Below are 24,893 nucleotides of genomic sequence, written 5' to 3'. Positions count from 1 at the left end.
AAAGGCGCTTGCATCCCCTTTGGTAAATAGCAACTATGCCCAGTTTGCGTCTTAACTTCGTGCAGGAACAAAGCGGCGGCGCCATGGTAAAATGGCTATGGCAACAATGGGAAAAGACATGGGAAGGAAAACGCGAACTGGAAAGGAAACCGTAACAATGTTTGAATCCGCAAAGTGGCAAAAACAGGCAAAGATCGTGGAGAAGGTGCTGGCTGGCGCACCGTCTTTTGACAAAGAATTCAGGCTTCCGCCGGAGGAATTCAAAGACCGGCAGGACAAAGTATGGGAGATGCTGCAAAAGGAGGGGTTTGACTGCGGTATCGTCTATTCTGACGAACATTATTGCGGAGACGTCCCTTATCTGGGCGGCAATAACAACATTATCGTGGAGCCGATCGCAGGCGTGATCGGAAAAGAAGGCTTTGTGTTCCTGGCGGCGCTGGAAAGCGGTATCGTATGCGAACAATTCAGCAAACGTTCCGGCGGGAAAATATTCCGCACCGACCTTTTTAAGGCGGACTACGGCGACAAATACCCGGCCGGGGCCATACACCCGCACGAAGCGATCGAAGCGGCCTGCGGGGGAAAACCTTCCAGCATAGCGATGCTCACCACGCGGGCGGTTTTCCCGCTGAGCCTTTACAATATGCTGGCCGCCTATGTGGGCGCTGAAAATGTTGCCGACAGGTCAAGGGACTATTATGCGATCAAATACAATAAATCTGCCCGTGAGCTCCGGCTGACGCAGGAAGCGTCGCTCATTACAGACGTGATGCTGGAGGGGATGCTGGGCGTCCTGTCCCCAGGCATGTATGAAACACAGGTCGCTGCGTGGGGCGCGCTTATCGCGCATGAGCTGGGCGTGGAAGAGCTTGCCTATCCGGTGATGGTCACCTCGGGAAGGAACAACTGGACGCTGGTGGGAAAGGCCTCCAACCGCAAGATACAGGAAGGAGACATCGTCCACATCGGCGCGGGTGCAAAGCGCGACGGGCTGAGCGGTTCTACGCGCATGTCCGTGATGTGCGTGAAGGACGAAAGCGGCCTGACCGGGGAATATAAAAGGAACATGGCATTTTTGGAAGATGCGTTTACCTACTCACTGGATAAATTCAGGGAGATTGCGGAAAAAGATTTGGACGGCTGTGAACACGAGCGTGCGGTGGCGGACTATTACAATGCGCATGCCGCACAGTTTGAAGGGGTGGATAAAAAGCCCATCGAAAACTTTGCCCGCCTGAAAGGGTATGCGACGATGCACAATACAGGCTATACGGAATGTCAGGAGTTTTACGGGGCGCTGACGGACGATTACGTGGGCAAACTGCCGCAAAACATGGCGTTCATGCTGGACGCCGGTTTGCAGGGGTTCGACAAAAACTGGGAGGATGTCGTAATGGACTGGGAATATATCGTGATCGAAAAGACGTTTGGCAAACTGGGCAAAGAAGTGAAGATGTTCAACCGGCTTCCGCTCAATGTCCAGCAGTTTGTGGGACGCGGATTCTAAAATATAGGCGCGGCTTGAAAAAGGAAATCAAAAAAGGGCGTACGCCCTTTTTTATTTCCTTTTATAACAAGTTTATGTCGTCGCCATATCCGTTTTGTTCGAGGTAGCCAAAATAAATATCATAGGCTTCCTGGTCTGCGATGATGATGTATTGGTCGTGGAAGGCTTCGTCTGCGCGCTGTGCCCTGTGCCTGACCGCTTTATGCTTTTCACGGAAAGCCGCGGGCGTGCAGCCATATTCCCCGGCAAATGCCCGGCACAGGTAGCGATAGTCGGAAAAGCCGCTTTCCAGACAGATATCGAGCTTCTTTTTATCTGTGCGGAGCAGCAGGTCTACAGCTTTTTCCAGCCGCAGCCGGCGGACGTACTGCCGGAAGGAAAGGCCAAGGTGCTTATGTATAAAATGGGAAGCGTAATGCTTGCTGATACCCTCCTGCCGCGCGATCTCCTCCAAGGTGATGCCATCCGCATACCTGTCCTGTATGGCGCTGGTGATCCGGCTTAGGCGGTGCAGGTTACGGCTGTCCGCCATCCGGCGTTCTTCACTGACCGACTCATGCGCGACAGTGCGGATGGTATGCAGGGCAAGCAGGTTCACAAGGCCCATGACCGCAAGCTGGTAGCCTTCTTCTTTTTGGGCAAGGCTTTTGAATATCCTTGCGATGTAACCGGCCATCCGGCGAAAGGCGGGGGAAGCGCTGTTTTTCAGGTGGCGGTCATGGAAGCGGCAGGAAACGATTTCCGGATAATAGGCCTGGAAATGCTTGAGCGGGATCTGCAGCACCAAAATATCATTTGCCACGCCCGTTTTCTGGAAGCAATGCGGTTCGTTGGTATTCACAATAAAGATGTCCCCTTGCCCCAGCAAGACGCTTTCGTCCTCTGTATGCATGGTTACGGGGCCGTCCACCACCTGTACGAATTCAAGCTCCTTGTGCCAGTGAAAATGCATTTTCCCGCTACCGATCACACGGGTGATATGCGCTTCGATCCCAAGGCCGCTGATGAGCCGGACAAGTTCATATTCTTTTTTGTGTATGATATTCGCCATCGGAAAGTCTCCTGTTATGCTTGAGTGTAGCATACTTCAGGAAGCATGGAAAGGGCAAAAAGCCGGATTTTAATATGGCAATACGCGAATCCGTTTGTGTCCCGCGCAAAATTTATATATAATGTAAGAAAAGAATCGAAATGGGAGAAGTATGCGGCGATACCAGGCGAAGTTAAAAAACAGGCTTTTGCTGTCCATGGTATTCGTGTTCCTTTTTTTACTGATCCTGCTTTCGCTGTGGGGCGTATCCGTGGAGGCTTATGGAATGGATATGCAGCCGCCAACCGATACGGACAGCGCATTGGCCTGTTTTTTAAGCGATGCGGCGCGCGGACGGCAGGAGACCGCGTATATGCACCATGAACATAGCGGCCAGCCTGACGATTTGTCCCGTGTTTTCCAAGGTTTTCTTATCCTCCTGTCCTTTTTGTTTGCTTTACTCAATGAGCGCTATGGGAACCGTATCAGGCAGTCGGGCAGGCAGGTTCCCCCGATCGCAGTAAAACTGGAAACGTCCATCCTTTCCCATTCCCTGGGTTCCAACGCACCGCCTCTTTCTTAACGGAAGGAATTTAGCTGCTTGACGCAGTTTTCTTTGCGTACCAAAGAAAGAGGTGTCTTTTTGGAAACACTGAACCAATTTTTGACAGAGATCGGCTTGCTGGAGATGACGATACAGCAGGCCGTTATGATTGCTGTTTCGTTCGTATTGATGTACCTTGCCATTGCCAGGAAATATGAGCCTTTACTGCTGTTACCACTGGCTTTTGGCATGTTTATCGCGAACCTCCCGATCTCCGGCCTGTCCGTATACGATGAAGGGGGCTTGCTGTATTACCTGTACCAGGGCATCAGCCTCGGGATCTATCCACCGCTCATTTTCCTCTGTATTGGGGCAATGACGGACTTTAGCCCGCTGATCGCTTCGCCCAAAAGCGCGCTGGTCGGCCTCGGCGGGCAGCTGGGGATTTTGGTAGCGCTGGGCGGGGCGCTGCTGGTCGGCGGGGGACTGGAAAACATAGTGCCTGGCTTTGACGGGTTTTCGCTGCAGGAGGCGGCTGCCATTGGTATCATTGGAAGCTCGGACGGCCCGACGTCCATTTATGTAGCCGAACGGCTGGCGCCGGAGCTGCTGCCGACGATCGCGATCGCAGCATATTCCTATATGGCGCTCGTACCGCTGATCCAGCCGCCCATCATGCGCGCGCTCACCACGCAAAAAGAGCGCGTGATCGAGATGCCTGTGCCGCATAAGGTATCAAAGCGCAAAAAAATATTGTTCCCGATCATCATCACCTTGATCACCTTGCTGCTGGTGCCGACAGCGGGGCCGCTCGTGGCCATGCTGATGCTGGGAAACCTGATCCGGGAAAGCGGCGTGACAGACCGCCTTGCCCACGCGCTGCAAAACGATATGCTCAGCATACTGACCATGCTGATCGGTATTTCCATCGGGGCTACGGCTACGGCGGAGAGGATGCTGAATTTTGAGACGATCCTGATCATCCTGCTGGGGCTCGTGGCCTTTGCATTCGGCACGGTGGGCGGCATGCTGATCGCTAAACTGTTGAATAATATAACGGGAGGCAAGGTGAATCCATTGATCGGCAATTCAGGCGTATCCGCTATGCCGATGGCGGCGCGCGTTTCCCAGAAAATGGCGCAGGAATACAACCCCAACAACCATCTGCTGATGCATGCGATGGGCCCGATTGTTTCCAGCACGATCGGTTCGGCCATACTGGCGGGCATCCTGATTGCGCTGTGCGGGTGAAAAATCCCTTGTGGCAGATGAAAGGCCCGTATTGGTATACGGGCCTTTTGGAGTTTCGTTGCTTTACAACGATGATTAAGTTGATTATACTAAAGAAAACAAACAACGAGGGATTCCGGCGGAAATATGGGCAAGGCAAAGGCGCTTCCAAAAGTCCTTAAAAATTTAATTATAGCAACGCTGTGCGGCGTTTTTATTTTTCTGGCTGTAGGATGCGGGGGCAATGGGACACCGGCAGGGGAAGGATCGGGCGCAGCCACGGGCCAAAGGAATACGGATGCCGCAGTCCTGGTACCGGAGGCGCCGGGAAAGGAAACGCTGGGCAACGAAAGCGTGACGATCGACGTTTCCAATGTGTCCCGGGGATATGTGACCGTACAATATACAGGGGACAACGACCGCGTTAAGCTGCAGGTATCCTGCGATGGCGGGGAGAAATACACATACAACCTGCAAAAAGGGGCGTCCGATGTTTTCCCGCTCACACAGGGGGATGGGACATATTGGTTCGGCGTGTTTGAAAACACGCAGGGAGACAAGTACCACGAGCTTTTCAGCGGCGAGAAGGACGTTGCCCTGGAAAACGAATTCCTGCCCTTTTTATATCCCAACCAGTACGTAGATTTTACACCGGGCAGCGCCGCGGTCGCGCAGGGGGAAAAGCTTGCGGGGGATGCGGCGGACGACCTCGAGCTTGTGGAGAAGGTATACAATTACGTTGTGGAAAACGTGAGCTATGACTATGACAAGGCGGACAATGTGCAGACCGGATACCTGCCCGACGTAGATGAGACACTGGGTACGAAAAAAGGGATATGCTTTGATTATGCCGCGCTGATGACGGCGATGCTGCGTTCGCAGCGCGTCCCGACACGGCTGGTGGTCGGCTATGTGGGAGAGCTTTACCACGCATGGATCAGCGTATATATCGAAGGAAAAGGCTGGATCGACAATATTATTTACTTTGACGGGACGCAGTGGACGAGAATGGATCCAACGCTTGCGTCGACAAGCGGGCAGGCACAAGAATATACGGGGGATGGCAACGAATATCATGAAATGTACACATACTAAGGGCGGCCACAGGCTATCGGATGCTGAAGTGGCCGCGTTCTGCGAGCAACTCGCTTATATGGTAAAAGCGGGGATATCGCTGCAGGAAGGGCTGATGCTGCTTGCGGAGGACAACAAGGGCGCGCAGGGGGAGCAGATCGTTGCGGCGCTGCTCGATACGGTGGAATCCGGCGGCTCTTTGGCGTATGCCTTACAGGAAACGAAGGCTTTTCCGGGTTATATGGTCAGTATGGTCGAGATTGGGGAAGCGTCGGGCAAGCTGGAAGAAGTGCTGGGGTCGTTGTGCGCGTATTATGAGCGGCAGGAGGCGGTCGCCAAAAATATCCGCAGCGCGGTGACATACCCGCTGGTGATGATCGCCATGATGATCGCGGTGATCCTGGTGGTGATCATCCAGGTATTACCCGTCTTTGCAGGCGTATTCGAGCAACTGGGGAGCGAGATGTCGGGCTTCGTCGTCGGGATCATGCAGTTTGGCAGTGCGGTGAGCAGGTATGCGGTCGTTATCGTAGCGGTAGTGGCATCGCTAATCGCGCTGTACTTTATCCTGCGCCGTACAAAGGGCGGTAAGCGGTTTTTGTCGGGCGTCTATGAAAAATTATTCCGAAAGACCTCGCTTGCGGTCGCGTCCGGGCGCTTTGCTTCTGCAATGGCTCTGACGCTGGGGAGCGGGATGGATGTGGAGCAGTCGCTGGATATGGCTTTGGAACTGGCCGACAACCCCAGGATCAGGGAAAAGATACGGGAAGTCAAAAGGCGTACTGCGCAGGGAAGCGCGTTTGCAGAGGCGATCGTGGACGTGGGATTGTTTTCCGGCTTGTACGGCCGGATGATCGCCGTGGGCTTTAAAACTGGTACGATGCCTTCCGTGATGCAGCGCATTGCGCGGCACTATGAAGAGGAAGCGGACAGGCGTCTGGGCAGCATTCTTGCGGCGCTGGAGCCAACGCTGGTCGCGATATTATCGTTGGTCGTCGGGTTGATCCTGCTTTCCGTCATGGTTCCGCTGATGGGCGTGATGTCCGCGATCGGATGACGAGGGGTACACTTTGAAAGGAAAAGCTTTTATCCACAGGAAAAAACACGATTTTTCGCTTGTGCGCATCCTGCTTCCGGTGTTGGTCTTTGTACTGGTCGCAGCGCTTGTTATAGCGGGGATCGGCAACGTATCCGCCTCCGGGGATTCGGAGCGGCTGAAGGTCATGGAGCAGGCGGTGCGGCGCAGCGTTGTGCAGTGCTACGCCATCGAGGGCCGTTACCCGGGAAGCCTTGAATATTTGGCGGAAAATTATGGGCTGATCCTCGACCGCGAACGCTACGTTTACCATTACGAACGGCTGGGGGATAACCTGATGCCGGATATTTTTGTCTTTCCCGCTGATTGAAGGAAAGCAGAGGAGTCTTTATGGAAAAAAAGCAGCATGTCACGGATATCGTATTCATATTGTCGCTGTTTTGCGTATTCGCGGTGATGGCCTTGTTTGTGGTGGTTTTGGGCGCAAACGTATACCAAGGGATATCTGCGGATATGACTGCGAACTACAACGCGCGTACGTCCATTGCCTATTTGGGCGAAAAGGTGCGCCAAAACGATGTTGCGGGCGGCGTTGACCTAAGGGAGGTCGATGGCGGCGACGCGCTGGTATTGGTGCAGCAGGTGGAAGGAAGGGAATATGAAACGTGGATCTATGTGTCGGACGGGATGCTGCGGGAAGTGACGGTCGCGGCGGGAACGCAGGTTCACGCAGGCGACGGACAGGAGATCATGGAGCTTAATACGCTTGTCCTCGGCCGTGAGGACGGGAACCTGATCGGTATGGAAGCAACGGACGCGGACGGAAATGTCTTCAAAAGTGCGGTCAGCTACCGCAGCGGTGAAAGCGGGAATTTATAAATGCAGCAATCGAAAAGCAAATTATTTTTGATCGAACTGATCATCATGATCCTGTTTTTTGCGGTCGCGAGCGCGGTGTGCATGAATATTTTTGCGCGGGCAAAGCTGGCCAGCCAAAAAAGCACCGAAACGACGATGGCTGCCTTATTATGCCAGCAGGCGGCGGAAGCGTTCAAGGCAACGGATGGGAACGAAGGCCGGATGATGGAGCTTTTGGATGCAACCGAAGAAAATGGCAGGCTGGTCGTAGGATATGACGAGGCCTTTGCCCCGGTTGCCGGCGGGCAGGGCGCCGCTTACCGGATGGAGATTGGCTTTTCGGGAGCGGGCGGAGTACGGGAAGCGGATATTACGATGCTGCGGGAAGCGGATACGGTTTACCGCCTGCAGGCGGCACAGTATGTGGGGGCGGAAGGGATATGAACGGGAAGCAGGGCGGCTTTGGGATCGGAATAGGCGGTATCTCCATATTGGCGGTGTTTGTGGTGTTGTGCCTGACGACGCTCGCAACGCTTTCCTTCGTTACGGCGCAGGCGGATCTGCGGCTGGCGGAAAAAACCGCGGCGGCGCAGCAGCAGTATTATGCAGCCGATGCGCAGGCGGAGCAGATTCTTGCGGATATTCTTGCGGATATAAAAGGAAACAGCGGTTATGAAGCCGAATTAGTGAAGAAGGGTTTTTCCGTTGTGCAGCGTGGCAGTACTGCGCTCGTTGCCTATACGGCGGATATGGGCGAAAGCCGGGAGCTGTCTGTGCAGATCGGCATCGCGCTCGATGGGAGCGGCACGCCGACAGGAGAATGGACGAAGGAAATCTGGCAGACGCAGATGAAGGAAGGCGCGGACAGCGGCGACGATACGCTGCACGTGCTGAAATAGGGAAGGGGACAGCAATGGAAGCGGAGCAAATCTTAAAGGAGGCAACGGGGCTTCATGCATCGGATATTTTTATCGTGGTGGGCAGGCCTGTTTCGTATAAGATCAACAACCAGATAGAATGCAGGGGGGAAGCGCGGCTGGCGCCGGAGGATACGGATCGCATCGTACGGGAGATATACGCCCTCGGGCAGCGCAGCCCGGATTGTGTGCTGGAAACGGGGGACGATGATTTTTCGTTTTCGCTCGCCGGGATATCGCGTTACCGCGTAAGCGTTTACCGCCAGCGCGGGTCGCTGGCCGCGGTGGTACGGGTGATCGCTTTTGAACTTCCCAACCCGCAGGAATTGGGCATCCCGGAGACAGTTTTGGAGCTCGGATCCCGGCCCAAGGGGCTTGTGCTCGTGACAGGGCCTGCGGGGAGCGGGAAATCCACTACGCTGGCATGCATGATCGACCGTATCAACCAAACGCGCAACAGCCACGTGGTGACGCTGGAAGACCCGATCGAATACCTGCACCGGCACAACAAAAGCATCATCAGCCAGCGCGAAATTTCGACGGATACGCAAAGCTATGCGGTGGCGCTGCGCAGCGCGCTGCGCCAGGCGCCGGACGTGATCCTGTTGGGGGAGATGCGCGACCATGAAACGATCAGCGTAGCGATGACGGCGGCGGAAACGGGCCATTTGGTGATCTCGACGCTGCATACCCTGGGCGCAGTGAATACGATAGACAGGATCATCGACGTGTTCCCGCCCAGCCAGCAGGCGCAGATCCGCGTGCAGCTTTCCATGGTGCTGCAGGCTGTGGTATCGCAGCAATTGCTGAAAAGGACGGACGGAGGCATCGTGCCGGCCTTTGAGATCATGACGTGCAATACGGCGATCCGCAATATGATACGTGAAGCAAAAACGCACCAAATCGAAACGGCAATCTTTTCTTCCGCCGCGGAAGGGATGGTCACCATGGACGCGAGCCTGCTTAAACTTTGCGAGCAGGGGACGATCCCGCCGGAAGAAGCGGTCATGCACAGCATGCAGCCGGACGTGATGAAGAAAAAATTGGGTCTATAGTGTGAACAAATGGGATGTTCGGCGTTTGGGCATGATATACTATACTATAATTGGCATGTATAGTATTGAAGCGTTTTGAAGAGAAGAGAGAGGTATGATGGAAAAAACCTTAAAAATTGAGATGTTCGGCGGGTTCCAGGTCACTTATGGCGACGAACCCGTGATTACCAAGGAAAGCAGGAACAGCAAGGTGTTGATGCTGTTCCAATACCTGCTGTGCAACCGTAACCGGATGGTGCCGCAGGACGAGCTGATCCATGTGCTTTTGAGCGATGAGGAGTGCGAAAGCCCGGTGGGTACGCTGAAAAACCTCGTGTACCGCCTGCGCAAGTTATTGCAATCGTGCGGCGTGGAACGGGAATGTATCGGCTACCAGCGGGGCGCATACGGTTTTACGGGAGATATGCCCCTGGTGATCGACCAGGAAGTATTTGCAGGTATTGTAGGCGAGATCGCGGAAGGCGGGATGGACGCAGGGGATACGTTTGAAAAATGTTTGCAGGCGGTTGAAATCTATCAAACGGGCTTTCTTCCCAAGGCGATGGGAGAGCCGTGGGTGATGGGGTTTGCGGTGCACTTGCAGGAACAATACTGTGACTGCTTCCGCAAAGCGTACCGCATCGCGGCGCAGACAGGAAAGTACGACAGGCTGGCGCCCAAGCTGGGCGAGGCGGTGGCGATTTACCCATATGAAGAAGACTTGACGCTGATGTACATCAAGTGTTTATATGAAATGAACCGCGTCAAGGAGGCGCTGGAGGCCTATGAAGCGGCGACGGCGCGGCTGTTTGACGACCTGGGGATCGGGCCTTCCGAGAACATGAAGGAAATGTTCGGGCATATTTCGGGCAGCAGGAAAGAGGCCAATTTGTCGATCGACGAGGTGCGCAGCGAGATCAGGGAAACGGAATACGAAAACGGCGCGTTTTATTGCAACCTGGAGGTGTTTGAAAGCCTGTACCGCTTCGTGGTCAGGCATATGGAGCGCAGCGGGCAGTCGGTGTTCCTTATGCTTTGCACGATCACGGACTTGAGCGGGACAAAGCCGGCCAGCGGCGAAAAGACGAAAAAGATCATGGAGGATGTGCAAAAGTCGATCAAAGCGTCGCTGCGCAGGGGAGACGCCTATACGCGTTACAGCCCGTCGCAGTTCCTCGTGATGCTGATGGAGATCAAACAGGAGAACTGCAATATCGTCGCAGACCGCTTGCGGTATAATTTTTACAAGGCCTCCAAACGCAATAATGAGATGCGTTTTGTATGCAAAAGCATTTCCGCCGCGGACATGGACAACATCATGGACGGGGATGAAAGTGACAGAAGATGGTGAGAAAATGGCTAATCAAAGCGAAAATGTGACCGGGATTGTGACTTTTGCATAGTACAATGAAAGAAAAGCATATGTAGGACGGTGTGCGATGGAAAAAAGCAAGGCAACGTTTGTCATCCAGATACAGTGCAAGCAAAACGCCACATGGCAGGGGCAGATCATTTGGTCGGATAAAAAGGAAACGCAGAGGTTCCGCAGCGAGTTGGAGCTCATCAAGTTGATGGAAAGCGCGCTCGAGTGGGGAGAAAAACAGGCGGATGGCTAAGGCGGAGGCGCAAGGGGATGCAGAATGAGATTACAGTGTGCGTCGACAAAAAAGAGGGAATGGATGTTGCGGGGCGGATCTACCACCGCAGCTTAAACCAACCGCAAGTCTTTCTTGATACGAGCCAGTTGCTTTTGAAGACGGAAGAGATATTCGATGCGGTCAAATATCCGGCCGCGGCAGTGGAGCATAGGGTATTTGGAAAACCCCAAAAGATACGGGCAGGGAAAAAGGATAAGGCGATGGAAGAGGCAATAAAAAAGCAGGCTCCGGGCAAGAAGGCGACTTTTGTCGTGCAGGTTCAATACCGCCAGAACGCAACCTGGCAGGGGCAGGTCGTATGGTCTGAGAGAAACGAAACGAGGAATTTCAGGAGCGCGCTGGAGTTGATCAGGCTGATCGACCATGCTACGGAAGCAAATGAATGATGTATGAATACAAAGGGCAGCCTTTTTGGGGGCCGCCCTTTTTTGTTGCCTGCAACACGAGGGTCAGGCCTTTTCGCAGGATTCGTCGTAAACCTTTTTGGCTGTGGTCTCGTCCGTCACCAATACGTTGACATAATTCCCGCGCAGCGCGCCGAGCGTCGCCTCCGCGCGTTCGACGCCCGAAGCGACGCCGATGCGGGTGGGGATCTTTAAAAGCGTAGGCATATCGATCCCGATCACGCGGCCTGTAAGGACGGTATTGCAAAGGTTTCCGTTGATATCGAACTGCATCCCGCATGTATCGCCGATCGCTCCCTGCTTGATCATATTGTCCGCATCCCGCTTTTTGATATGGCCCGAACGGTAGAGTGCGGAGATTTGGGAGCGGTTGCTGCCGAGGCCCATCAGGGCGACGTCGGTCTGTTTGAATTTGTCGAAATGCTTTTTGATCTCCAGTTCCTCCAGCAAGAGTTGTTTTAAGATGGGGTTCCTGACGATCATCGGGGCCTGCAAGACGTAGCTTGTCCCGTGAAAATGCTTTTGCAGGCTTTTGATGATATCCTGCCCGTCAAGCTCGATGCTGCGCGAGCCCATCCCGCCGACCAGCTGGATGACGTCCACATCGTAGACGTGGGAGGTATGGAATTGTTTGACGACCTGATAGAGCGTAGAGCCCCATGCAAGCCCGACGAGCATGCCGTTTGCCAAGATACCCTCCAGGTATTCCGCGGCCGCGGCGCCGATACGGCTTTTGACCTCCTCGGGAGATCCTGTACCGGGAACGATAATGACCTCTTTGAGCTTGAATTTCTTTTTCAATTTGGATTGCAGGCCGATTCCGGAAGAAGATAAATTATTGATCTTGAATTCCACGATCCCGAGCTGTATACACTTTTTCAGCATTTTGGAAATATTGGAACGCGAGACCATAATACTGTCGGCGATCTCCTGCTGTGTTTTTTGTTCCATATAATACATTTCGGCGACCCTGACCAAAAGGTCGTACCTGTTGATTTCCTGATATTCCATATGCGTATCTCCGCTCTTTACAAAAGGGGAAAATATTCCCATTGTTTCTTATTTTTACTATTTAAAGAACATATGTGAATATCATAGCAAGGACACAATTCGATGTCAATTCATTTCCCTGCATCCAAAAGTTTGGAACATATGTGATATAAAATTTGAATTTGGAAAACAATGTTACAATTTCCGCTTGAATAGATCAGAATAAGCGAAGAATGGAACATATGTGAAATAAATTAGAAAAATGTTGACGCATGATAAGCCCCGAGTATAATGAAATTATACTTTACAGGGTTTCAATATTACGACGAATTTTCAGCAATCATAAAACAGCAGCCCTACTCACAACACCTATTACTGAAAAACGAATAACGGTAAGGAGCGGATAACAAAAAACATGTTATCGATGTGTGTTTCGCTTACCCAAATTTTGGAAAAGAGAGAGGAGGAATGAAGGGAGTAGGGCAGATTGAGCGGACTTTGAAAGAAAAGAGGGGAGAATATCTTGAGCAAAATAAAAAAACTTTTGAGCAACGATTTATCAAGCGTCGTCCTGTGCGTAGCAGCATTGTTTATCGTTCTGGCAGTCACCAGCAAAGGCTTTTTATCGTCTTACAACGTATTATCCAACCTGCAGACGGTTTCGATTTACGGACTGATCGGCTTGGCGCAGATGGCGGCATTGTCGTTGGGGCAGATGAATCTGGCGGTCGGCTCCATGGGGTGTTTGTCGGGCATCTTCATGGGAATGTGCATGGAGCTTTTAGGGCTTCCGGTGTGGATATGCATCGCGGTCTGCCTGCTGGCAGGCATGGCTCTCGGCGCGCTGCAGGGCGTGTTGATCGCCAAAACGGGCATCAATCCATTCATTGTGACGCTTACCCTGCTCAGTATTTACAAGGGGATCGCCACGATCATCACGCAGGGGCAGTCCTACCAACACCTGCCGGAAAGCTTCAAATCCTTTGGCAGCATTCATTTGGGGCCGGTTCCTATGTCTTTTATCATTACCATTGCGGTATGTGTCGCCATTTTTATCGTATTCAAATATTCCAAGCTCGGCCAGCGGATGCTCGCATGCGGGGCAAGCCAGAAGGCGGCGGTCTATTCAGGCATCAACGTGAAGGGCACGATCATCTGGGGGCATACGTTAAGCGGGGCCCTGTGCGCTGTGGCGGCAATATTGCAGATCCTGCGCTTCGGCAGCGCACAGATATCGGTGGGCGACGACTGGATGCTGACATCTTTTGCAGTCGCGGTACTGGGCGGTACGCTGCTCTCCGGCGGTAAAGTCTCAATCGTCGGCGTGATCCTGGGTTCGTGCATCATGGTATTCATCCATAACGCGCTTACCTTGTGGGGCGTCAGTTCTTATATGGTACAGATCTTTGTGGGCGCGATCCTCGTCCTTTCGTATGAACTGGATAAAGCCAGGGTCAATATGGTCAATAAACGTGCGAAGCAAATGGCGATCAAAGGAGGGAAGTAACCATGGAGACAACGCAGGGAACTATGCTAAAGAAAAGCAAATGGAAAACGCTTACCTCGTCCAATCTATTTTCGCTGGCGATCATCGTGGCCGTCATGTTCATCGTGATGGTGCTGGTGAAGCCGGATTATCTTTCATCCGCCAACATCGTTACGCTGGGCAGGACGCTGGCGATCACCACGCTTGTCGGTTATGCACAGCTTATCAGCCTTTCGGCGGGCGGCATGAATTTGGCGATCGGTTCGGTGGGCGCGATGTCGGCGATCTTTTCCGGGATCATGATGGAACGGCTGGGCATGGGCGCGGGCGTAGCCTTTTTGGTGGGCATCGCGGTGGCGCTTGTGTGTGGTGTGATCAACGGGCTGCTCATTTACCGCAATGGCGGCGTGGGCGTCGCTTCCTTCCTCGTAACGCTGGCAACGTCGTCCATCTTTACGGGTATCGTTCTGACCGTTACGGAAAGCAAACCGCTCTATAAGCTGTCGGACGATTTCATCAACATCGGCAACACAAAAGTCCTGGGCGTGACGACCTCCGTGTTTATCATGCTGGCGATCGCCGTGGCGCTGTTCATCTTATACCGGCAGACGCGGCTGGGCAAGCAAATGCTGGCCTTCGGTGCGAACCCCAAGGCGGCGGAACTTTACGGCGTATCCAAGTTTAAGACGGTGCTGGCCGTCAACGTGCTTTCGGCGCTGGTCGCAGGGCTGGCCGGTATGCTCGTCGTGATGCGCATTGGGTCGGCGCAGCCGGATATCGGGACGGACTGGATGCTGATGTCTTTCTCCGCAGCGCTCATCGGCGGAACGTATATGAACGGCGGGAAAGTCAGCATCTGGGGAACGATCCTCGGCGCGCTGATCATCACGATCGTGGAAAATGCGCTGGTGCATATGAAGATCGACATCTACTGGAACCAGCTTTTCAACGGGGCGATCATCCTGATCGTCGTGGCTGCGGAACGGATCAAGAATTTCAGGCAGTCAAAAATAAATTAGGGAAAGGGCTTGCTACCAATGAAAAATGAAGAATATGTTTTGGAATTAAACGGGATCACAAAGATTTTTCCTGGAGTCAAAGCTCTTGAAGATATCAGTTTTGGCGTAAAAAAGGGGGAAGTACACGCGCTCGTCGGAGAAAACGGGGCGGGAAAATCCACCCTGATCAATATCATATCCGGCGTTTTTCCGCCGACGGAAGGGCGTATGGCGTTCGAGGGGAAAGAGGTCAGGTTCCATACGCCGCAGGATGCGTTTATGCACGGCATCGGCGTGGTGCACCAGGAGCGCAACCTGATGGATACGTTCAACATCATGGAAAATATCAGCTTCAACTACATCACGAAATCGATGGGCGGCATCGCGCATAAAAAAGAGATGCAGAGGATCGCGAGCGAAGCGCTTGCGCGGGTGAAGCTGGAGCTGCCGCTGAACGGGAGCCTCGACAATTTGAGCTCAGGACAAAAGCAGATGCTGGAGATCGCGCGCGCGTTGACGCAGCAGTCAAAGGTACTCCTGCTCGACGAACCGACGGCATCCATTTCCTTAGGAGAGGTGGAGATACTGCTGCAAACAGTGGAACGGCTGCGCGACGAAGGGGTTTCCATCATATATATCAGCCACAAGCTGGAAGAGGTTTTCCGCATTGCGGACAACATCACGATCATCCGTGACGGAAAAAAGATCGGGGAAACGGTTCCCAAAGATTCTATTACCAAAGAAGATCTGATTGAAAAAATGGTGGGCAGGAAAACCGAAGAAATCACCTTAGGGTGCAGGGATTTTATCCAGTCGCCTGTCGTTTTGGAAGCAAGACAGGTGCGCAGCAAGCTTGACCCGAAGAAAAAAGGTTTTGTGCTCCGCAAAGGCGAGATACTCGGCTGGTACGGACTGGTCGGGGCGGGACGTACGGAATTCGCCCGCCAGCTGATCGGCATCGACCCCATTACGGAAGGTGAGATATGGGTGGACGGCGCGCCCGCAGACATCAAGAATTATATCCAGGCGATCCGGCAGCACCATATCTACTATATCAGCGAAAACCGCAAGGAAGAAGGGCTTTTCTTAAGCCATACAATATCCACGAACATCGGGATCTCTTCGCTCGACCAGATCAGCAACCGCGCAGGCATGCTCTCGTATCCGCAAAAGGATAAGCTGGCGGAAGAATATATGGAAAAATTGCGGATCAAGGCCACGGGCATATATGACCTGGTCATGAACCTTTCGGGCGGGAACCAGCAGAAGGTCTGTATCGCCAAAGGACTGGCGACGCAGCCGGGGATCATTATCATCGACGAGCCGACGGTGGGGATCGACGTCAATACAAAATCAGAGATACACAGGCTGATCCACCAACTTTCCGAGGAGGGCATGTCTGTGATCGTGATCTCCTCGGATCTAACGGAGGTACTGAATATCAGCGACCGGCTATTGGTGTTCAAGGAAGGAGAGATCACGGGGGAACTCGTAAATTCCAAGGATTATGACGGCATGAGCAAAGAGGTAATGTCGTGCATCCTTATGTAAGGGATCAATCAGGCTTTCTGGGGCATGACCCCATAAAAAATCATAAAAGGAGAAGAGGAATGTTAAAGAAAGTATTGTGTATTTTGTTGTGTATGGTGATGGGCGTGGCCGTATTCTCGGCCTGCACATCGGAAACGCCGGAGCAGGGCAGCGCGCCTGCTTCAGAAGCGGCGACCGCTTCTGAAAGCACGGCACAGGAGAGCAGCGGCGGGAGTGAAGCCGCGGCAGCGGGGGAAACGACCGATTACGGCGTACTCGTAGGGCCTGCAGAGGGATTGACAGAGGACGACTATAAGTTCGACGGTATCTTTGGAGGGATGACGGTGTTCAGCGACCCGATGCCGCTGGGCGCGGAGCAGGCCGCACAGGAGCTGGGCATCCCGACGCCGGGATTTTTCAGCCCGCAGAACTGGGACCAGAACGAACAGAACAGTATTCTTGACGGGCTGATCGCCAAAGGATCGACAGGGCTTTACCTGATGCCCTCCAATGCGACGGCAGGAAACGAACAGATCACGAAGATGGCGGACGCAGGCATTGTGATCGTCACGGTCGGCGGGGAGCCGGACACCCCCACAAAATCCACGCTGACATTGGCAACGGACGTATACCAGCAGGCGTACGAAGGAACCAAGCACATCATTGAAAAACTGAAGGCGGACGGCGTGACGGAAGGGAAGATCGTCAATTTGACAGGCGACATCTCTGATCCGAACACGGCCAAACGCATCCAGGGCTGTGAGGACGCGTGTGCGGAAAACGAAGGCTTTTCGATCGTGCAGTCCATCTCTGACATCGACAACTCAGAGGATTCGATGACAGCGGTAGAAAACCTGCTGGCTTCCTCCGGCAAAGAGATCAACGGGATCATGTGCACGGCGTATTATCCGGCGATCGCGGTCGCTAAACAGCTGACGGACGAATATTCGCATATCGTAGCTGTCGGCTGTGACGCTGACGAATCCGTCGTCACGGCGATCCAGGAAGGCCGTATGTATGGCACGATGCGCCAGAATCCGTGGGGACAGGGATATTTGGCGACGATCACCCTGAAAATGCTCAAAGATGGCTGGACGTTCAACAACGGGGAATACCAGTACATCAACGCCGGCTGTTATTTCTTAGACAGCAGCAATATTGACCAGGAAGAACAGGTCTGCAAGGACGGCACGATGGAACTGCTTGCAACATGGACAGACCGCTTTACGCCTCCGGCTGCATAAGCGGGAAAAGTAACAAAAGAAAAAAGTTGGGCTGCCCGCCCTTTATGAAGGGCGGGCGACCTGGCAAAACGAAAAGCGAAGGATTATGGCGGCCTTGCAAAAAGGCCGGGTAAAAGGAGTTAAGCATACATGAAGATTTCTGCTTCGATTTTATCCTGCGATTTACTGCGCCTGGTAGATGACATAAAACGCCTGGAGGATGCGGGAGCAAACAGCCTACACGTCGATATCATGGACGGCGCTTATGTGGACAACTTTGCGTTCGGCGTCAATATGGTGGAACGGGTCAAAGGTGTGACGCGCCTGCCGCTGGAAGTGCATCTGGAGATCAACAACGGGGACCGGCACATCGAAACTTTTGCCAGGGCCGGTGCAGATACGATCATCCTGCAGGCCGATACGGTCAGGCATCCCATCCGCGCACTGGAAACGATCCGTGGACTCGGCCTCGTGGCGGGCTATGCCGTGAACCCGGCAGAGGAGGTTCCCAGGGCTATCCTGAGCGGAAAATATATCGATTACCTGCTCGTCATGACGGCGGAACCGGGTTTTGGCGGGCAAAAGATGAACGAGGACTGTTTGTATAAGGTAAAAGAGGCAAAACAGGGCGACCCGGAGATCACGGTAGGTGTGGACGGGGGCGTGAACCAACAAAACTTTATGCGGCTGTACCGGCTGGGTGTGGACGTCGCGGTGATGGGGACGGCTGTATTCCGGGGCGGGATGATAGAAGAAAACCTGCGCAGCTTCCACGAACTGGAAGAACAGGAAAACAGGCCGGGCAAATACGCGACGATCTAAAGGACGGATGGAGGAAGCTGTGGACAAGGGATATGTTGCCAGTATCAAACGTTTTATGCGGGGGGACGGGCCGGGCATACGGACGGTCGTTTTCCTGAAGGGATGCAACCTGCGGTGCATGTGGTGCAGCAGCCCGCAGACATGGAAAATGAAACCGCAGGTGGTGTTTTTGCAAAACAAGTGTATCGGCTGCGGGAGGTGCGCGCGGGTATGCGCGGACGCGGCCATCCGTTTTGGGCCGGAGGTGCACAGGATCGACTATGGAGCGTGCAGCGGGTGCGGGAAATGTACGGAGGTATGCGCGCCGTGTGCCCTGCGTTTCGACGGACAGGAAATGAGCGTGGAAGAAGTGCTGCACGAGGTGGAAAAGGACAGGCCGTATTATGCGAAAACGGGCGGGGGAGTCACGCTTTCGGGCGGGGAAGCGACGCTGCAGGCGGAATTTGCCGCCAGGATCCTCAAGGCCTGTAAGGAAAGGGGCATCCATACCGCGCTTGAAACCTGCGGACAGGTGGAGTGGAAAAAGATGGAATACGTCCTCCGCTTTACGGATATCCTGTTTTTTGATTTGAAGCATATGGATGCACCGGAACACAAAAAGCTGACCGGGCATACCAACAAAATGATTTTGGAAAATATAAAGCGCGCAGCCCGAAAAAGCGGCTGTGAGATTGTCGTGAACCTGCCGCTGATCCCGGGGAAAAACAACACGCAGGAAAATCTTGCCATGCTGGCGGACTTCATGTTGGGGCTGGGGATCGAAAAGATACGCGTCCTGCCCTTTCACCGCTTGGGGGAACACGAATATGAAGAGCTGGGGATGGCGTATCCGGCACGAAAGCTAAAGATGCTGACTAAAGAAGAGACCAGCGAGGCGAGGGACTGCCTGAAACGAAAAGGCCTCGTTATTATAAATGAATAAAAACGGAAGGAAGAGAAAGGAGCAGACACTATGTTAAGAGCTGTGAAGCCGTTTAAGGTAAAGCCAAGGGAAAGCAGGCGCATCGAAGCGCTGAAAAAGAGATTTTATGAGGACAAGATGTATGTGGATCCGCAGCGTGCGCTGTTGGTGACGCAAGCCTACCGGGAAACGGAAGGGGAGCCGGTCATCATCCGCAGGGCCAAAACACTCTCCAAAATTCTGAACAATATCGACGTTGTGATTATGCCGTACGAGCTTGTGGTAGGCTGCCAGAACGGGAGTTCGCCGCGCAGCGCAAACGTATTTCCTGAAATGGCGACGTATTGGATCGAAGAGGAGCTCGATGAATTTGAAACGCGGCCGCAGGACAAGTTTATCGTGACGGACGAGACAAAAGAGGCGCTGCGTTCCATTTTTCCATACTGGAAAGGGAAAACGCTGCACGACCATATCAAAACGCATATGCCGGCGGATACCTATGCGCAGCTCAACATGGAGAACCCGGCGATCTTTGGTTGGTGCGCCTATCAAAATGGCGTGGGGCACATCTGCCAGGATCACGAGCGGATGATCAAAACAGGGTTTGCGGAGTTGAAAAAGCAGGTAGAGCGGCAGCTTTTGTCGCTCGACCTGACACAGCCGGAAAATATTGAAAAGGAAAACTTCCTGCGCGCAGAGCTCATCGTGTGCGACGCGGCGATCGCGTTTGCAAAGCGTTATGCAGCCAGGGCGCGGGAAATGGCGAAGCAGGAAAAGGACGAGAAGCGGAAGAAGGAGCTGGAGGGGATCGCGGAGATCTGCGAATGGGTTCCGGAGCACCCGGCGAGAACCTTCCACGAAGCGGTGCAGTTTGTCTGGTTCGTGGAGTTGATCACGCAGCTGGAAACGAACGGCGTTTCCATTTCCCCCGGAAGTTTCGACCGCTATATGTATCCATACTATAAAAAAGATATGGACGAGGGCAGGGAAACTGTGGATCACGTTGTCGATATCCTCGGCTGTTTCTGGATCAAGCTGAGCGAGATGGTTATTTTATACGACAAGCAAACGGCCAGTTTCATTGCCAATTTCTCAATGGGGGAGCACATCAACCTGGGCGGGCAGCTCAAAAACGGGATGGATGCAACGAACGAGATGTCTTACCTGTGCCTGCAGGCGCAAATGGACGTGGGACTGATGCAGCCGAATATGTCCGTGCGCTGGCATAAGAATTGCAAGGACGAATTCCTGATCGAGGCGCTGCGCGTTGTGCGCGAAAAGAACGCGATCCCGCAGATCATCAACGACGAGATATTCATCCCTTCCATCCTCAACCGGGGCGTACCTTTAGAAGAGGCGCGCTGCTATTCCGGCGTGGGCTGTGACGAGATCAGCATCCCGGGCAAGACGGCGGGGCTGTTTACCGTACCGCTAAGCATGGCAAAGCTGCTGGAATTGGCGCTGAACGACGGGAAATGCCTGATCACCGGGGTTCAGATGGGGCCGCACAGCGGCGACGTATCTACGTTCAAATCCTATGAGGACATTTTGGAAGCGTTCCGCAAACAGCTGGAATTTTATACCGCGCATGCGGCGGTCTGCCTGAATTCGGAGCTGCTCGTCCACCGTAAATTCATGCCTGTGCCTTTCCTGTCGGCGACTGTACAGGGCTGTATCGAAAGGGGCAAGGATTTGCATGAGGGCGGGACGGATTACAACTGGTCTTCGCTGATGGCGATGGCCGGTATGGCCAATGTCGGCAATTCGCTTGCGGCGATAAAGCAGCTGGTTTTCGAGGAGAAAAAACTGTCGCTTAAGGAAGTGATGGACGCGTGCAGGGTGAATTTTGAGGGGAAGGAAGAGGTGCGCCAGATGCTTCTGAACGCCCCCAAATATGGAAACGACATCGATTATGTGGATATGATTACAGCGGACGCACTGGCCATGGCTTATTACGAGGGGCAGAAGTACAAAGACCCGCGCGGCGGTAAATTGCTGCGTTCGATCTGGCCCACCTACCTGACGGTAACGTCGCATGTACAGTATGGGATGCACGTAGGGGCGCTCCCGGACGGCAGGCTGATGAAAACATCCTTAAACGACAGTATCTCGCCTACACAGGGCAGTGATTACAAAGGCCCGACGGCAGCGATGAATTCCGTCGCCAAGATCGACCAGACGGTAGCCACGGGAGGGATCATTTACAACATGAAGTTCAGCCCGGACATTTTGAAGGACGAGGAAAACCTGCGCCAGTGCGCAGAGTTAATCAAGGCGTATTTCTCAAAGGGCGGCGGACAGGTACAGATCAACGTGACTTCTACCCAGACGCTGCTCGACGCGCAGAAGGCGCCGGAAAAACACAAGGATTTGATGGTACGCGTGACGGGCTATGCGGCGCTTTTCGTGGAATTAAGCGACGATGTGCAGGAAGACCTGATCACAAGGACGCAGTTTGACGAAGGACTCGGCTGATGGCATAGGAAGAAGGGGGCGCGGGCAGTTCGTCCGCGCCCGTATAGGAAAAGAGGTGCAGGATGGATAGGGAAACGGCAAGAAAAAAAGCGATCGAATATTTTGAAAAGGCGCACATCTATTTAAAAGAGGAGGAAAAACAGAAGCTGGAGATAGCGGATTTCGGATTGGGGATGCAGGAGACCGTGGGCGTACAGATATATACATATTTTGACCGCGAGAACTGCAACGCAAAGGAACTGGTCTTGTTCCCGGGACAGATCGTCCCCCAACAGCTCCACCCGCCAAAAGGGTCGCGGCCGAGCAAGGCGGAATCCTTCCGGGTACGATACGGCGAGCTTTGCATTTACACCGAGGGCAAACCGACTCCGCCGGAGGAGCGCAAAGCGGTCATCCCGGCCGGTAAGGAAGATACGTTTACAGCGCTTCATCAGACGGTGCTTCGTAAAGGGGACCAGTTTACGATCCCGGAAAATACGCTCCATTGGCTGTGCGGCGGCAAGGAAGGCTGCGTGGTCAGTGAATTTTCGCCGTTTAACAGCGACGAATACGATATCTATACGGATCCGGCCGTAAACAGGATGCATGGTGTGAAATAAAAAACCGGAGGTGAAAACGATGATAAGCTCTGTCGATGAATTTTATCAGCAGCTTAAGCTGGTTTACAAAAAGGGAAATACGGATGAGGTGGAAACTTACCTGAAGGACTGCCTGAAAAACGTGACGCCCTGCTGCGGGACGAGCAACGACCTGTATCTGGCGGCAGTCAACGAGGCGGGTACCTTTTACCAGAATACAGGCCGGTATGAAACGGCATTGGGACTGTGGGAAAAAGCGGCATACCTCATCATGGACGCACACGGCGGGGATTCCCTCGAATATGCGGCGAACCGCAACCATATTGCCGATACATGCCGTGTGATGGGCGAAAGCGGAAAAGCTTTCGAGGCATTCCAGGAAGCACTCAAGCTGTATGAGCGGAACGTGGGTACGGAAAACTATTTTTACGCAAGTACCTTGAACAATATCGCGCTCACCTACCAGGGGATACAAGACATGGATCATGCGGTTGAATATGCGGAAGCCGCGATGAAGATATTGCAAAAACTCGAGGGGTTTGAGCACGAGCTGGGGACAGCGTGTGTCAACCTTTCGACGCTTTACAGGCAAAAAGGCCGTAACGAACGTTCCAAGGAACTTTTGGAGCAGGCGTTGGAGATTTTTGAAAAATCGGAGGAGAGCGGCCGCAGCTATGCCGCGGCATTGAGCGGGGAAGCGGCGATCTTTTACGAGCAGGGCGATTACCGGCAGGCGGAAAGGCTTTACCGGCTGGCGCTTGAGCATACGGCGGCCTTTGCCGGAAGTACGGCGGACAGCGGCGTGCTTTACGTGAACCTTGCGTGCGCGTCCGAAAAGCTGGGGGAGCGGGAAGACGCGATCCGCTACTTGAAACGGGCGCAAAAGATTTACCAGAAGATTTATGGGGAAGGGCATGGGGCGACCGTACGCGTGGGAAAATTACTGCGCCACTTCAAAACGGGCGCACAGCATGCGGCAAAAGGATGAGGAAAATGGGAAGAGAAGAATATGTGCTGGGGATCGACATGGGGACGAGCAGCGTGAAGGCCGGGCTTTTTACCCTTACGGGAACCCCGATTGCCTTTGCGGATGCGACATACCCGCTGTATACGCCGAGATCCGGCTGGGCGGAACAAAAGACGGACGAATGGTGGAACGCGATCTGCAAGGCGACGCGCAAGCTTGTCGACAAAAGCGGGGTATCGCCGTCGGCGATCATGGGCATGAGCGTGGATACGACGTGTTGTACGATGTTGTTTCTCGACCGGGACAGGCAGCCGCTGAGGCCGGCAGTCATGTGGATGGACGTGCGCGCCTCAAAACAGGCGAAAGAGATCACGGCGACGGGCGACCCGATGCTCAAATACAACGGATACGGCAACGTATCGGCGGAATGTATGCCGGCAAAGGTACTGTGGATCAAGCAGAACGAACCGGAGGTATGGGAAAAAACAGGGTACATCTGCGAATGTTTGGACTGGCTGACGCATAAGCTGGCGGGAGAGCTGACGGCAAGCATCGATACAATGGCGCCGCGCTGGTATTACGACCGCCCAAACGGCGGCTGGCCGCTGGATTTTTTTGCCTCCTTCGGACTGGACGATGTGGTTGAAAAGCTGCCGCAGGATATTTTGGATATGGGCGCGTATGTTGGAAAACTGACGGAAAAAGCGGCGGCGGATTTGGGCCTTGCGGCGGGAATCCCCGTCGGCGAAGGCGGTGCGGACGCCTTTGTAGGGATGGTGGGGTTAAACGTTGTGCAGCCGGGGCGCATCGCCATGATCACCGGGACGTCGCACCTGCACCTGGGACTGACGGAAAAGGAAATGCATTCCAAGGGCATGTGGGGCTCTTACCCCGACGCAGTGATCCGTGGCCTGCATCTCATAGAAGGGGGGCAGACCTCCACGGGAGCGATCGTCAACTGGTTCAAGACGAATTTCTGCGGGGATATCCGCCAGTTGGCGGAAAAAGAGGGCAGGAGCGTATACGACCTGCTCAACGAAGGGGCGCAGGAGCTGCCCATCGGCGCGGACGGACTGCTGGCGCTCGATTATTTCCAGGGGAACCGTACGCCGTATGCCGACCCTGACGTGCGCGGCATGTTTTACGGGCTGTCGCTTTCGCATACGCCGTACCACGTGTACCGGGCGATCATCGAATCGATCTGCTATGGGACGGAAGCGATCATGCAGACGTTCCGCGACGGGGGGATGGAGCCGGACGGCATCTATATTTCGGGCGGCGCGGTGAAGAGCGCCTTCTGGACGCAGGCGCACGCCGACGTCTGCAACCTGCCCATCTTTATCCCCAAGGTCACGGAGGCGCCGTGCCTGGGGTCGGCGATATTGGGCGCCGTCGCCTGCGGGGCGTACGCGGACATCCAGACGGCGGCCAAGAACATGGTAACGATCGAGGACAGGGTGGAGCCGGACAGGGAGAAGCAGCAGGAATACCGTTTTTATTACGAAAAATACAAAGAGGCCTATCTGGATTCGCGTGGATGGATGCACGGGATCACGGCACGGCCCCAATGATTGTTTTTCCTCCGGAAAAAGAGCGTTCCTATGAACGCCCTTTTTTGTTGCCTTGTT

At 53.9% G+C, this 24,893-nt stretch carries 25 protein-coding genes; 23 read left to right on the top strand and 2 right to left on the bottom strand.

The genetic code is table 11. The features are described 5' to 3' along the window. Positions 1 to 157: 157 nt before the first annotated feature. Positions 158 to 1,510: a M24 family metallopeptidase gene (locus BN6471_RS00315; RefSeq protein WP_066644436.1), complete on the top strand. Its 1,353-nt coding sequence runs from the start codon at positions 158 to 160 to the stop codon at positions 1,508 to 1,510. Positions 1,511 to 1,571: 61 nt separating this feature from the next. Here BN6471_RS00315 and BN6471_RS00310 read toward each other — a convergent pair whose 3' ends face one another. Beyond that, entirely contained in the window at positions 1,572 to 2,561 is a 990-nt protein-coding gene (locus BN6471_RS00310; RefSeq protein ID WP_066644434.1) for an AraC family transcriptional regulator, read from the bottom strand. 151 nt (positions 2,562 to 2,712) lie between these two features. Here BN6471_RS00310 and BN6471_RS00305 point away from each other — a divergent pair, with 151 nt between their 5' ends. The 12 genes from BN6471_RS00305 to BN6471_RS13105 all read left to right on the top strand — a co-directional run bounded on the left by BN6471_RS00305 (position 2,713) and on the right by BN6471_RS13105 (position 11,277). Further along, positions 2,713 to 3,123, top strand: a complete 411-nt coding sequence (locus BN6471_RS00305) for a hypothetical protein (RefSeq protein ID WP_066644433.1) — start codon at positions 2,713 to 2,715, stop codon at positions 3,121 to 3,123. A gap of 105 nt (positions 3,124 to 3,228) precedes the next feature. Continuing rightward, positions 3,229 to 4,335 (top strand): sodium ion-translocating decarboxylase subunit beta, encoded by a 1,107-nt coding sequence (locus tag BN6471_RS00300; protein WP_066644860.1) that lies wholly within the window; start codon positions 3,229 to 3,231, stop codon positions 4,333 to 4,335. Between the two features lie 126 nt (positions 4,336 to 4,461). Further along, a complete protein-coding gene (locus BN6471_RS00295; protein WP_082903226.1) occupies positions 4,462 to 5,409 on the top strand; it encodes a transglutaminase-like domain-containing protein in 948 nt (315 codons plus the stop codon). After that, positions 5,390 to 6,445, top strand: coding sequence for a type II secretion system F family protein (locus BN6471_RS00290; protein WP_066644427.1), 1,056 nt, complete (start codon positions 5,390 to 5,392; stop codon positions 6,443 to 6,445). Before BN6471_RS00295 ends, BN6471_RS00290 begins: the two co-directional genes overlap by 20 nt. A 13-nt stretch (positions 6,446 to 6,458) precedes the next feature. Then, a complete protein-coding gene (locus BN6471_RS00285; protein WP_082903224.1) occupies positions 6,459 to 6,794 on the top strand; it encodes a hypothetical protein in 336 nt (111 codons plus the stop codon). A gap of 20 nt (positions 6,795 to 6,814) precedes the next feature. Then, entirely contained in the window at positions 6,815 to 7,303 is a 489-nt protein-coding gene (locus BN6471_RS00280) for a DUF4860 domain-containing protein (RefSeq protein WP_066644425.1), read from the top strand. Next, a complete protein-coding gene (locus BN6471_RS00275) occupies positions 7,304 to 7,726 on the top strand; it encodes a hypothetical protein (RefSeq protein WP_066644422.1) in 423 nt (140 codons plus the stop codon). After that, positions 7,723 to 8,181: a hypothetical protein gene (locus BN6471_RS00270; protein ID WP_066644419.1), complete on the top strand. Its 459-nt coding sequence runs from the start codon at positions 7,723 to 7,725 to the stop codon at positions 8,179 to 8,181. Before BN6471_RS00275 ends, BN6471_RS00270 begins: the two co-directional genes overlap by 4 nt. Before the next feature lie 14 nt (positions 8,182 to 8,195). Continuing rightward, positions 8,196 to 9,254 (top strand): type IV pilus twitching motility protein PilT, encoded by a 1,059-nt coding sequence (locus BN6471_RS00265; RefSeq protein WP_066644416.1) that lies wholly within the window; start codon positions 8,196 to 8,198, stop codon positions 9,252 to 9,254. Between the two features lie 94 nt (positions 9,255 to 9,348). After that, on the top strand, positions 9,349 to 10,584 hold the full coding sequence (locus tag BN6471_RS00260; protein WP_066644414.1) for an AfsR/SARP family transcriptional regulator: 1,236 nt from the start codon (positions 9,349 to 9,351) through the stop codon (positions 10,582 to 10,584). 88 nt (positions 10,585 to 10,672) lie between these two features. Beyond that, on the top strand, positions 10,673 to 10,849 hold the full coding sequence (locus tag BN6471_RS13055) for a hypothetical protein (protein ID WP_187118766.1): 177 nt from the start codon (positions 10,673 to 10,675) through the stop codon (positions 10,847 to 10,849). A 17-nt stretch (positions 10,850 to 10,866) separates the two neighbouring features. After that, positions 10,867 to 11,277 (top strand): hypothetical protein, encoded by a 411-nt coding sequence (locus BN6471_RS13105; RefSeq protein WP_242861809.1) that lies wholly within the window; start codon positions 10,867 to 10,869, stop codon positions 11,275 to 11,277. A 63-nt stretch (positions 11,278 to 11,340) separates the two neighbouring features. Here BN6471_RS13105 and BN6471_RS00250 read toward each other — a convergent pair whose 3' ends face one another. After that, the gene (locus tag BN6471_RS00250) at positions 11,341 to 12,306 is read right to left on the bottom strand and encodes a sugar-binding transcriptional regulator (RefSeq protein WP_066644412.1); all 966 of its coding nucleotides are present in this window, start codon (positions 12,304 to 12,306) and stop codon (positions 11,341 to 11,343) included. Positions 12,307 to 12,808: 502 nt separating this feature from the next. Between BN6471_RS00250 and BN6471_RS00245 the strand changes: the two genes are divergently transcribed. The 10 genes from BN6471_RS00245 to BN6471_RS00200 all read left to right on the top strand — a co-directional run bounded on the left by BN6471_RS00245 (position 12,809) and on the right by BN6471_RS00200 (position 24,836). Further along, positions 12,809 to 13,792, top strand: coding sequence for an ABC transporter permease (locus BN6471_RS00245; RefSeq protein ID WP_066644410.1), 984 nt, complete (start codon positions 12,809 to 12,811; stop codon positions 13,790 to 13,792). Positions 13,793 to 13,794: 2 nt separating this feature from the next. Next, positions 13,795 to 14,790 (top strand): ABC transporter permease, encoded by a 996-nt coding sequence (locus BN6471_RS00240; RefSeq protein ID WP_066644408.1) that lies wholly within the window; start codon positions 13,795 to 13,797, stop codon positions 14,788 to 14,790. An 18-nt stretch (positions 14,791 to 14,808) separates the two neighbouring features. After that, positions 14,809 to 16,320 carry a sugar ABC transporter ATP-binding protein gene (locus BN6471_RS00235; protein ID WP_066644401.1) on the top strand — a complete coding sequence of 504 codons (1,512 nt, stop codon included), beginning with the start codon at positions 14,809 to 14,811 and terminating at the stop codon, positions 16,318 to 16,320. Between the two features lie 59 nt (positions 16,321 to 16,379). Beyond that, positions 16,380 to 17,543, top strand: coding sequence for a sugar ABC transporter substrate-binding protein (locus BN6471_RS00230; RefSeq protein ID WP_066644398.1), 1,164 nt, complete (start codon positions 16,380 to 16,382; stop codon positions 17,541 to 17,543). 129 nt (positions 17,544 to 17,672) lie between these two features. Continuing rightward, positions 17,673 to 18,344, top strand: coding sequence for a ribulose-phosphate 3-epimerase (locus BN6471_RS00225; protein WP_066644395.1), 672 nt, complete (start codon positions 17,673 to 17,675; stop codon positions 18,342 to 18,344). A 19-nt stretch (positions 18,345 to 18,363) separates the two neighbouring features. Continuing rightward, positions 18,364 to 19,266, top strand: coding sequence for a glycyl-radical enzyme activating protein (locus BN6471_RS00220; protein WP_162270154.1), 903 nt, complete (start codon positions 18,364 to 18,366; stop codon positions 19,264 to 19,266). A gap of 30 nt (positions 19,267 to 19,296) precedes the next feature. After that, positions 19,297 to 21,720: a glycyl radical protein gene (locus BN6471_RS00215; RefSeq protein WP_066644390.1), complete on the top strand. Its 2,424-nt coding sequence runs from the start codon at positions 19,297 to 19,299 to the stop codon at positions 21,718 to 21,720. A gap of 62 nt (positions 21,721 to 21,782) precedes the next feature. Beyond that, on the top strand, positions 21,783 to 22,319 hold the full coding sequence (locus BN6471_RS00210; protein ID WP_066644388.1) for a cupin domain-containing protein: 537 nt from the start codon (positions 21,783 to 21,785) through the stop codon (positions 22,317 to 22,319). Positions 22,320 to 22,338: 19 nt separating this feature from the next. Then, on the top strand, positions 22,339 to 23,286 hold the full coding sequence (locus BN6471_RS00205) for a tetratricopeptide repeat protein (RefSeq protein ID WP_066644386.1): 948 nt from the start codon (positions 22,339 to 22,341) through the stop codon (positions 23,284 to 23,286). 5 nt (positions 23,287 to 23,291) lie between these two features. Next, the gene (locus BN6471_RS00200; protein WP_066644383.1) at positions 23,292 to 24,836 is read left to right on the top strand and encodes an FGGY-family carbohydrate kinase; all 1,545 of its coding nucleotides are present in this window, start codon (positions 23,292 to 23,294) and stop codon (positions 24,834 to 24,836) included. The last annotated feature ends 57 nt before the right edge of the window (positions 24,837 to 24,893 follow it).

It is taken from the genome of Christensenella timonensis (assembly GCF_900087015.1).
Lineage (GTDB): Bacteria > Bacillota > Clostridia > Christensenellales > Christensenellaceae > Christensenella > Christensenella timonensis.
Note: the sequence above shows the minus strand (reverse complement) of the source record. Positions and strands in the feature narration are given on the sequence as shown.